Genomic DNA, 9,906 nt, shown 5'->3' with positions numbered 1-9,906 from the left:
CCGTTCTGACCTTCGACAAGCCAGAACCTAGACAGGACAACGGCGTGCGCCACCCAGACGCCCAGAAACCACCCACACAAGCGTCAGTAGAACCACAAAAATCTTGAGGGCCGGATTGCATGCAAAGTGGCCGTGGATCTTGCGCCAGGCGACGCGAAAGGGTCCGGATTGCATGCAATCGACGACGAGGAGGTCCGGTGCGACCGGCGGCGGAGCTCAACCGGCGCTTCCACGGCATGTTCATCGCGGCCGCCGGCTCGTCCCCGCTGGCCGGCGCGCTCCGCGGCGTCACCCGCGCGGCCGTGGTCCACCAGAACTTCCACGACTACACCGCCGACGCGCTGAAACGCAGCCTGAACCACCGCGTCGAGATGGTCGCGGCCGCGCGGCCGGCGACGGCGACTGGGCCGAGGCGATCATGCGGGCCCACCTCTACAACGCCCGCGCCACGATGACCGGGAACGGTCGTGACCCTGCCCCCTCGGCGATCTGCGCGTGGTCGAGTTCGGCCAGCTCCTCGCGGGCCCGTTCTGCGCTCACCCACCCGTCCGGTCTGGGCCTGAGGTCAGGAGGCTGCGGCCGGCTTCTTGGTGGAGCCGGCCGCGGTGGCGCCCGGGGCGGGGCGCCGGGTCAGCACCTGAGGCCCGGAAGCGGTGATGGCGACGGTGTGTTCGGAGTGGGCGGTCCGGGAGCCATCGGCGGAGCGGATCGTCCAGCCGTCGCTGTCGTACCTGATTTTGTCGGTGGTGCGGCAGAACCAGGGCTCGATGGCGATGGTCAGGCCGGGGTCGAGCTTGATGCCGCGGTGGGCGCGGCCGCTGTTGGCGACGTGCGGGGCCTCGTGCATGGTGCGGCCGATGCCGTGGCCACCGAACTCGCCGTTGACGCCGTAGCCGTACGCGTGGGCGACCTCGCCGATCGCGGCCGAGACGTCGCCGAGGCGGCCGCCGGGCTGCGCGGCGGCGATGCCGGCCTGCAGCGCGACCTCGGTGGCCTCGATCAGCTTCAGGTCGGCCGGGTCGGGGGCGCCGACGATGACGGACAGCGCGGAGTCGGCGACCCAGCCGTCGATGCCGGCCGCCATGTCGATGCTGAGCAGGTCACCGTCGCGCAGAACGTAGTCGTGCGGCAGGCCGTGCAGCACCGCGTCGTTGACCGACAGGCACAGCACGTTGCGGAACGGGCCGCGGCCGAACGAGGGGGCGTAGTCCCAGTAGCAGGATTCGGCGCCGCGTTCGGAGATTCGGCGGCGGGCGTGGTGTTCGAGGTCCATCAGGTTGACGCCGACCGCGGCGACACCGCTCAGCTCGGCGAGCAGCTCGCCGACGAACTGGCCGGCTACCGCCATCCGGCCGATCTCCTCGGCCGACTTGAGCTCGATCACGGCAGTCTCCCTCTCCCACCCGGTATTTCTATACCGGTATTTTTATACCACGCCCGGTCGGGGAGGCTCGGGAGGACTATCCTGCTGGCATGGTTCGCCAACCACTGACCGCCGATCAGATCGCCGCGGGCCAGCGCCTCGGGGCCGCCCTGCGGGCCGCACGGGCCGGCCGCAGCCACGTCGAGGTGGCCCTGGCGGCCGGCATCTCGCCCGAGACGCTGCGCAAGATCGAGGCCGGCCGCCTGCCCGCACCGGCGTTCGGCACGGTGGTCTGCCTCAGCCAGGCGCTCGAGGTCCCCCTCAGCGACCTCGCCGACGTCTGGCTGGCCGACATGCCCATCCGTCAGGCGTCCTAGCGGCCGGCCGCGACCGGTGAATGTCAGCCCAGGTAGTGCTCCCACGGGCCGGTGATCGCGAGCGTGATGCCCGGCACCTGGATGTTCACGAACAGCACCTTGCCGTCGGGGGAGAAGGTCGGCCCGGTGAACTCCGAATACGTGGGGACGCCGTTGCTGGTGCCGTTGGTGATCTGGTTGCGGGCGATCGCGTAGGTCGGCCCGCCCGGCACCGAGCTCAGCACGTGCGACGCCCGGACGCCGTCCTCGGCCAGGACCAGGCTGCCCCACGGGGTCACCGTCACGTTGTCGGGGCCGTCGAAGGTCAGGTCGGCGTACTTCGGGAACTCGCCCTCGGTCTCGGCCGACGGGTTGTGCGGGAAGTACGTCACCAGGGTGATCGTCTGGTCGCCGTAGTCGTAGAACCAGACCATGCCGTCGTGGCGGGTGGCGCCGGCGGGCAGGTCGTTGGCGCCGAAGGCGAAGCTGTTCACGATGTACGCTCCGCGGCCGTTGCTCCAGACGCCCTCGAACTTCTTCCCGCGCGTCACCGTGCCGTCCGCGAACTGGCTGCGGGTCGGGGTCGTGCGGGCGTCCCGATCCGGCACCTCGATCCAGGTCACCTTGAACGGGCGGCCGATCTGGGCCGACGTCAGGAACGCGACGTCGGGCAGGATGCTGCCGTCGTCGAGGCGGATCTGCATCGCCTCCAGCTTCCCGGCGTCGTCGGCCAGTTGGTTCGCGAGGCCGAGCCGCAGGTGTGTGCCGCGCGGCGCGGTCCAGCGGTAGAACAGGCCGGTCGGGCCGCTCGCGTCCTCCGACAGGTACACGTGCTCGCGGCTCGGCTCGACGGCGAGGGCCTCGTGCTCGTACCGGCCGAACGCCTTGATCGGCTTGGGGAGCTGCCGGGCGGACTCTGCCTGCGACACCTCGAAGACGTACCCGTGGTCCTTCTCGTACGTGCCGGTCTGCCCGGCCGCCGACCACGCCGTGCCCGCGTTGATGAACGTCTCCTCGCAGGTCAGCCACGTGCCCCATGGGGTGACGCCGCCCGCGCAGTTGCGGGCGGTGCCGGAGATGCCGACCCACTCGGCGATCCGGCGGCCGCTGCCGTCGGTGGTGATCACCGTGCAGCCGCCGGCGTTCGGCGCGCCCGGGTCGTAGACGGTGCCGGCAATGTGCGGCACGCCGTACGCCGTCATGTGCGGGGTCAACTCGTGGTTCTGGATCACGGTGAGCCGGTTGCGGCCGTCGGCGACCACCCCGGTGCCGTCGTGGAACGAAGGCGTCTTGCCCTGGCCGCCGGTCAGGTCGGTGATGCCCTCGCGTGTGACGATCTTGTAGGAGAAGCCGGCCGGCAGCGCCAGGATGCCGTCCGGGTCGTCCTGCAGCGGCGGGAACGGGCGCCCCGAGCCGTGACGCGACGAGGCCGCGGCCGGCTCGGCAAGCGCGGGCAGCGTGCCCGCGACGGCCAGCCCGACACCGGCGGAGCCACTGGCGAGGATTTGACGGCGAGTAATGGCCATGCTGGTCAACCTCCTGAGCGAAGCGGAGCGGGGCCCACCAAATCGCCATCCTCTGACGTGCCGGGAAACGGCGGGTGGCCGATGGCACGATGCGCAAATTGATGTCCATCAACCCGATCGGGCATTTATCCGGAGATTACTAGCCTTGCCGGACGAGGGCCTCGCGCAGCGCCGCCCGCGAGCTGACCTCCAGCTTCGGGAAGATGCGGGCCAGGTGCGAGCCGACCGTGCGATGCGACACCTGGAGCCGGGCGGCGATCTCCCGGTTGGTCAGGCCCGCAGCCGCCAGGTCGGCCACCACCTGCTCCTGCGGGGTCAGGCGCTCGGCCCCGCGGGTGGCCGCGGTCGCATTCAGCTCGGTGCGCGCCCTTTCGGCCCACCGCGCCGCGCCCAGCCGGGTGAAGGTGTCGAGGGCACGGGCCAGCACCGGCCGGGCGTCCCGGGCGCGGCGCTGTCGGCGGAGTTGGCTACCGTGGGCGAGCTCGAGCCGGGCCCGATGGAACGTGCCGGCCTCGGCCTCGCCGGCCAGCACGGTCTCGAACGAGGCGTCGCCGACCATCGCGGCCACGCCGACGTGCACGAAGGCGTAGCGAGCGGAGAGTTGCGGCACCCCGGCCTCGGCGGCCGCCCGCACGTGGTCGCGGGCGCGGCCGGGACGACCCGTGGCCAGGCACGCCTCCACGAAGTCGAGCAGCATCCAGGGCGCGTACCGGTCGTGGGGCTCGAACGCCGCCGCGACCGGCAGCAATATCGCGTACGCGTCGTCGAAATCGCCCCGGCCCAGCGCGCCCACCGCGGTCGCGTGCGCGAGCATCATGCGCGCGGCGTTCGCGCCGCGCGGCACCGGCCCCTGATAGGCCCAGGCGTCCAGCCGGGCGAGCTCCTCGTCCTCCCCGCGCGCCGCGTGGATGTACGCCTGCACGTAGCGCGCCGGAAGCTCCTGCAACGGCCGGCGGATCCGGCGGCTCAGCTGCACCGCCTCGCCGGCCAGCCGGCGCGCCGAATCCCAGTGGCCGCCGCGCAGCTCCTCGACCGCCAGCGCCGCCATCGCGATCAGCGTCAACTGGTCGGTCTCCGGCCCCTCGGCCCCTCGCCGCAGCGCGGCCCGGCAGCCGGTCAGCCGGTCCACCGTGTACGCCGCCATCACCACCCGCATCACGGTGGCCCGGTCGGTGCGCTCGTCGAGCGCGGCGATTGCCCGATCGAGAGCGCCGGTGTCGGTCAGGCCCGGCCGCGCGAGGCCCTCGGCCGCGGCGACCAGCGCCGGCGGGAGGGTCGCGCGGTGCCGCGCCAGCACCTCGTCGAACGAAGCCCACATCGCCGGGTCGTGCCCGACCACGCAGACCAGCAGCAGCGCCTGCACCGCCTCGGCGAGAACCGGCCCGGTGTGGTTGCGGATGCCGGTCACCAGCAGCCGGTGCGCGCCGCGGATGTCGCCGCTGGTGTGCAGCAGCAGGTCGGAGCGGGCCAGCACGGCCGTCAGCGACGAGGTGATCAGGGGGTCGCAGCGGCGCGCGCGGGCCAGCAGCGCGGTCACCTCCTCGAGCGAGCCGGTGAACTGCGCCTTGATCCGCGCGGCCTCCGCCAGCCGCCGGGCGCGGTCGCTCGCCGCCGGGCTCGCCTCGGCCGCCCGGATCAGCAGCGCCGCCGCCTCGCCCTTGGCCGGTGCTTGCATCGCCGCCTCCTCGAGCAGCGCCGCGACCCGCGAATCGGGCTCGATCGTGGCGTTGGCCATGTGGTGCGCCCGCTCGGCGGGGCCGGCGCCCGGACGCGAGGCCAGGCGCAGGTGGGCCGCGCAGCGTTCGAAGTGCGTCGAGGCGCTCAGCACGGCGTCGGCGGAGCGTGGGTCCACGAAGGACGCGACGCCGTCGAGAACGGTCACCAGGCCGGAGCGCACCGCGTCGCCGAGCGCGGCGGACATCGGCAGCCCCGGCTGCAGGGCCAGATCGAGCAGGCTCACGTTCCACCACCTCTGCGCAGCGCGTCGGCGAGGGCCGCGCGAGAGCTCACGCCGAGCTTCGGGAACGTGCCGTAAAGGTAGTTTCCGACGGTGCGCGCCGACAGCGTGAGCTGCGTCCCTATCTCCTTGTTGGACATGCCGGCGGCGACCAGCTCGGCGATCCGCAACTCGACCGGGGTGAGGCTCGCGGCGGGCGCGGGGGACTGGCGCCCGTCGCCGGTGGCGCGCAGCAGCTCGGCGGCGCGCTCGGCCCACGGCCGGGCGCCGAGCCGCTGGAACCAGCGCAGGGCGGTGCGCAAATGGGTGCGGGCATCGTGCGCCGCGCGTCTGTTGCGCAGATTCTCACCGTACGCAAGCTCGGCGCGCGCCAGCTCGAACGGCCACAGCTGAGCCCCCGGGTACGTCACCGCCCGCTCGAACAGCTCGGTGTCGTCGGCGGCCATCGCCTCGGACACGGCCAGCACGAACGGCAGCCGCGCGGACAGCCGGGTGGCCGGCCACTCGCGCAGCGCCGCCACGTGCTCGGCCGCCGCGTCCCGCCGGCCCGCCCGCACGGCGCTCTCCACCAGGTCCAGCGCCGACCGCGCGGCGTGCACGCGGTAGCGGCCGGGCGCCTCCGTGTGCCGGTAGGCCCGTTCGCCGTCCCCGGCCGCGAGGGCGAGCGAGCAGCGGATGTGGTCGGCGAACTCGCCGGCCAGCCCGATCCGGTCGTCGGCGTGCCGGCGCTCCAGCTCCCGCGCCCGCAGCCGGGCGTGGTCGGTCCGGCCCCGGGCCGCCGCGATCAGCCCGCCGATCATCTGCACGAACAGCAGGCTCAGCCCTCCCCAGCCGTGCTCGGCCGCGATCCGCTCGGAGCGCACGACCAGCCGCTCGGCCTCGTCCCACTGCCCGGCCGCCCACGCGTCGATGCACCACGCGCTGCGGCCGCGCTGCCCGGCCATCAGCGCGGCGTCGGCCTCGCCGTCCCGGGCGATCCGCACGATCAGCTCGCGGCCCGCGCCGAGCCGGTCCAGAAAGACCAGGACGATGGCGGAGCGCAGCGCCCTCGCCGGGTCGGTCTCGGTGCGCAGGCCGTCGAGGAGCTTCTCGGCTTCCTCGACCGAGGTGCGGCCGCCGCCGAAGGCGCCGGCGAAGACCCGCACCGTCGAGGGCAGCCTTTCCTCGTACGTGTCGAGGAAGCCCTCGAAGATCTGCCAGAGATCGCCCCGCCCGGCGACCAGGGCCAGCCCGAGAAGGGCATGCAGTGTCTCCTCCAGGGCACCGTCGCTGGGCCCCCCGTCCTCGCGCAGCGCCGCCGCCAGCCGGAGGAAGCCGGCGCCCGGGTCGAACTTCGCCGACCGGTGCGCCGCCGCGACCGCCGACTCGATCGTGGCTGGGACCGGATCGCCTGGTGACGGCAGGCCGATCAGCACCGCGTCCAGGTAGTCGGCGCGGGCCAGCCGCCGGCCGCGCTCCTCGGCGGCCGGGGTCAGCGCGCCCGCCCGGAGCAGCGCCGCCGCGGCCGCCCGGGGCTTGCCGTCGGCCAGGTACGCGTCGGCCGCCGCCTCGAGCGCCGCGGCGACCGTCTCGTCCGGCCCGCTCGTGGCCTCGGCCAGATGCTCGGCCGCCCGGGACTGGTCGAAGCCGGACAGCGCCGCCGCCACCGCCCGGTGCGCCTCGCGGCGCTCCGGCGCGCTCGCCAGGCCGATGAGCAGCGGGCGCACCCGCTCCGGATGGAACACGATCCGCCGCCGCTGTTCGTCGACGGTGATCAGCCGGGCCCGCTCCGCCGGCTCCAGCACGGCGGGGGACTCCCCGGCGAGCACCCGCAGGTCGCCCGACTCGCAGAGGGCGGCGTTGAGCAGCGCCCGACGGGTATCCGCCGGCAACGAGCCGAGGCGATCGATCAGGAGATCCCACATGCGAACCAGCCTGGTCAGACGGGCGGGGCGGAACAATCCGTCATTGTTCGATCCTGTCCCGGACCGGCTTAGGTAATAGTGCTGAGGCTATCGGCACCCCGTCCGATCAGGCTCTTACCCAGAGAGAACTGGGGTGGGAGGGGCAGATGGGAGTCGTCGGGAGGGCGAGCGAGTTACGACGGATCGACGCGACGCTGCGCGACGGCGGCGCGCTGCTGGTGGTGGGTGACACCGGCACCGGTAAGAGCGCCCTGCTGGACGCGGTCGCCGGGGGCGGCGGCCGGGTGCTGCGGGCGGCCGGGGTGGAGTTCGAGTCGCAGATCCCCTTCGCGGGGCTGCACCAGTTGCTGCTGCCGGTGATGCGCGACGCACCGGCCGGGCCGGCGCTGCGGGTCGCGCTCGGGCTGGACGCCGGGCCGGCGCCCGACCTGCTCAGCGTGTCCAACGCGGTGCTGGCGCTGCTCGCCGGGCTGTCCCCGGTGGCGGTGGTCGTCGACGACCTCGACCTGCTCGACCAGCCCAGCGCGACGGTCCTCGGCCTGGTGGCGCGCCGGCTGACCGGCCTGCCGGTGGCGTTGATCGGCGCCCAGCGCACCGGCGCGGGCGGCTTCTTCGAACGCAGCGGTCTGCCCCGGCTCGTCCTCGAGCCGCTCGGCGACGACGCGAGCCGCGAGCTGCTCCACCTGCGGCATCCGGGCCTGGACCCGCGGGCCCGGCGGCGGGTGCTCGACGAGGCGCGGGGCAACCCGCTGGCGCTGACCGAGCTGCCGGTGGGCCGCCGGCTCGGCGAGCTGGACGCCGACCTGATCGCCGCGCTGCCCGCGCCGACCCGGGAGCTGTTGCTGCTGGCCGCGCTGTGCGGCGAGCCCGCCGATGTGCGGATCGTGGCGGGCACCGCCGACGGGCTGAGCGACCTGGATCCCGCCGTGCGCGAAGGTCTGATCGACGTCGACCCGGAGACCGGCCGGCTGACCTTCCGGCGGCCGCTCAGCCGGTTCGCGGTGATAGAAGGGAGCACGCTGGGTCAGCGCGCCGGCGCGCATCGAACGCTCGCCGACCGCGCCGCCGACCCGGTGCGCCGCGCGTTTCACCTGGCCGAGGGGACGATCGAGCCGGACGAGAAGGTCGCCGAGATGGTCGAGCAGGCGTCACGCGTCGTGCTGGACCGCGGCGACGCCGTGGCCGGCCTGGAGACGCTGACGCGCTCGGCCGAGCTGAGCACCGACCATCGGGCGCGGGTGCGGCGGCTGGCCCGGGCGGCGACTCTCGGCGCCGAGCTGATCGGCTCGCTCGACGACGCGCAGCGGCTGCTGGACGAGGCGAACCGGTCGGCGGTGGACGCGTCGGGCTCGCTGGAGCTGGCCACCGCGGCGGCGAGCGTGCTGTTCAACCGGGACTGCGCCGTCGACGCCGCGCACCGGCTGCTCACCCGGGCGCTGGACGCGCACGTCGGCGACCTCGATCACGAGGCGGTGGCGGAGGCGCTGCAGCTGCTGCTGGCGCTGTGCTGGTTCGGCGGGCGGCCGGAGCTCTGGCCGCCGTTCCACGAGTGGGTACGGCGGCTCGGCGCGGACGCGCCGGACACGCTGCGGATCGGCGCGGCGGCGCTGTCGGATCCCGTCCGGCTGGCGGCGCCGGTGGTGGTCGATCTCGAGATCGAGATGCGTACGTTGCCACGCACCGAGAACCCGCAGCGCATCATCCGGCTCGGGCAGCTCGGCACCTACGTCGACCGGATCGGGCCGTCCCGGGAGGCGCTGCACCGGGTCGTCGAGGACGGGCGCCGCGGGGGAGCGGTGGCCGCGGCGATCAACGCCATCGTCACGCTGTCGGTGGACGGCTGGCTGCGCGGCAAATGGGACGAGACGCTGCTGCTGATCGACGAGGGGCAGCGGCTGAGCCGGGAGCGCGGCTACAGCCGCTACGACGGGGCACTCGGCTGCTACCTGGGCAGCCTGATCGGGGCGGCGCGCGGGGACGAGGGCGCCGAGACGTCGGCGAGCCGGCTGGAGCGGTGGGCGAGCGCGCGGGGAGCCCGGATCGCGCTGGCCTTCGCCGCGCACGTGCACTGCGTGGCGGCGCTGGGGCGGGGCGAGTTCGAGACCGCGTACCGGCACGCGACGGCGGTCGCACCGGCCGGCATGCTGCCCTCGCACCAGCCGCAGGTGCTCTCGCTGCTGCTCGACCTGGTCGAGTCGGCGATGCGCACCGGGCGCGAGGAGGAAGCGCGCCGGCACGTCGCGGCCATGCGGGCGGCCTCGCTGAGCCGGCTGTCGTCGCGGCTCGCGGTCGTGGTGGGCGCGGCCGAGGCGCTGGTCGCGCCGGAGGAGGAGAGGGCGCCGCTGCTGGAGAGAGCCCTCGCGGCGCCGGGCGCGAAGCAATGGGCGTTCGCACACGCCCGGGTGCGGCTGCTGCTCGGCGAGACGCTGCGCCGGCGGCGGCAGATCACCGAGGCCCGCCGGCAGCTCGCGGCGGCGGTCGAGGCCTTCGACCGGCTCGGGGCCGGTCCGTGGTCGGGCCGGGCCGCGGCCGAGCTGCGGGCGGCGGGGCCCACCCGCATGGGAGGCGCGATCGACGCCGAGGTGCTCACCGCGCAGGAGCGGGAGATCGCCGAGCTCGCGGCGACCGGGCTGACGAACAAGGAGATCGGGGAGCGGCTGGGGCTGTCCCCGCGGACCATCGCGGCCCACCTGTACCGGGCGTTCCCGAAGCTGGGGATCAGCTCCCGGGCCGCATTACGCGACGCCTTGACACGATAAATATGGATAAAGTTGAGCAATGCGGTGGAGGCAGATGGCAC

The 9,906-nt window shown here is 74.1% G+C and carries 7 protein-coding genes; 3 read left to right on the top strand and 4 right to left on the bottom strand.

The features are described from left to right. Positions 1-197 precede the first annotated feature (197 nt). Positions 198-455 (top strand): hypothetical protein, encoded by a 258-nt coding sequence (locus ACIA5D_RS40300; RefSeq protein WP_396035796.1) that lies wholly within the window; start codon positions 198-200, stop codon positions 453-455. Between the two features lie 110 nt (positions 456-565). Here the strand turns inward: ACIA5D_RS40300 and map are convergent, their stop codons facing one another. Next, entirely contained in the window at positions 566-1,384 is an 819-nt protein-coding gene (gene map, locus ACIA5D_RS40295; RefSeq protein WP_396035794.1) for a type I methionyl aminopeptidase, read from the bottom strand. Positions 1,385-1,473: 89 nt separating this feature from the next. On the opposite strand from map, the gene ACIA5D_RS40290 reads away from it, so the two are divergent. Next, positions 1,474-1,740: a helix-turn-helix domain-containing protein gene (locus ACIA5D_RS40290; protein ID WP_396035792.1), complete on the top strand. Its 267-nt coding sequence runs from the start codon at positions 1,474-1,476 to the stop codon at positions 1,738-1,740. Positions 1,741-1,763: 23 nt separating this feature from the next. Here ACIA5D_RS40290 and ACIA5D_RS40285 read toward each other — a convergent pair whose 3' ends face one another. The 3 genes from ACIA5D_RS40285 to ACIA5D_RS40275 all read right to left on the bottom strand — a co-directional run bounded on the left by ACIA5D_RS40285 (position 1,764) and on the right by ACIA5D_RS40275 (position 7,106). After that, positions 1,764-3,245 (bottom strand): alkaline phosphatase PhoX, encoded by a 1,482-nt coding sequence (locus tag ACIA5D_RS40285; RefSeq protein ID WP_396035791.1) that lies wholly within the window; start codon positions 3,243-3,245, stop codon positions 1,764-1,766. Between the two features lie 139 nt (positions 3,246-3,384). Next, positions 3,385-5,205: a LuxR C-terminal-related transcriptional regulator gene (locus ACIA5D_RS40280; RefSeq protein ID WP_396035789.1), complete on the bottom strand. Its 1,821-nt coding sequence runs from the start codon at positions 5,203-5,205 to the stop codon at positions 3,385-3,387. Further along, positions 5,202-7,106, bottom strand: coding sequence for a LuxR C-terminal-related transcriptional regulator (locus ACIA5D_RS40275; RefSeq protein WP_396035788.1), 1,905 nt, complete (start codon positions 7,104-7,106; stop codon positions 5,202-5,204). The genes ACIA5D_RS40280 and ACIA5D_RS40275 overlap by 4 nt, the downstream gene beginning before the upstream one ends. A gap of 146 nt (positions 7,107-7,252) precedes the next feature. Between ACIA5D_RS40275 and ACIA5D_RS40270 the strand changes: the two genes are divergently transcribed. Beyond that, the gene (locus ACIA5D_RS40270; RefSeq protein WP_396035787.1) at positions 7,253-9,865 is read left to right on the top strand and encodes a LuxR C-terminal-related transcriptional regulator; all 2,613 of its coding nucleotides are present in this window, start codon (positions 7,253-7,255) and stop codon (positions 9,863-9,865) included. Positions 9,866-9,906 lie beyond the last annotated feature (41 nt).

Origin of the sequence: Actinoplanes sp. NPDC051513, from assembly GCF_044454685.1 — a bacterium.
Lineage (GTDB): Bacteria > Actinomycetota > Actinomycetes > Mycobacteriales > Micromonosporaceae > Actinoplanes.
Note: the sequence above shows the minus strand (reverse complement) of the source record. Positions and strands in the feature narration are given on the sequence as shown.

Coding starts and splice junctions, on each gene's coding strand:
- ACIA5D_RS40290 (WP_396035792.1), top strand. CDS start 1,474: ATGGTTCGCCAACCACTGACCGCCGATCAGATCGCCGCGGGCCAGCGC.
- ACIA5D_RS40285 (WP_396035791.1), bottom strand. CDS start 3,245: ATGGCCATTACTCGCCGTCAAATCCTCGCCAGTGGCTCCGCCGGTGTC.
- ACIA5D_RS40275 (WP_396035788.1), bottom strand. CDS start 7,106: ATGTGGGATCTCCTGATCGATCGCCTCGGCTCGTTGCCGGCGGATACC.
- ACIA5D_RS40270 (WP_396035787.1), top strand. CDS start 7,253: ATGGGAGTCGTCGGGAGGGCGAGCGAGTTACGACGGATCGACGCGACG.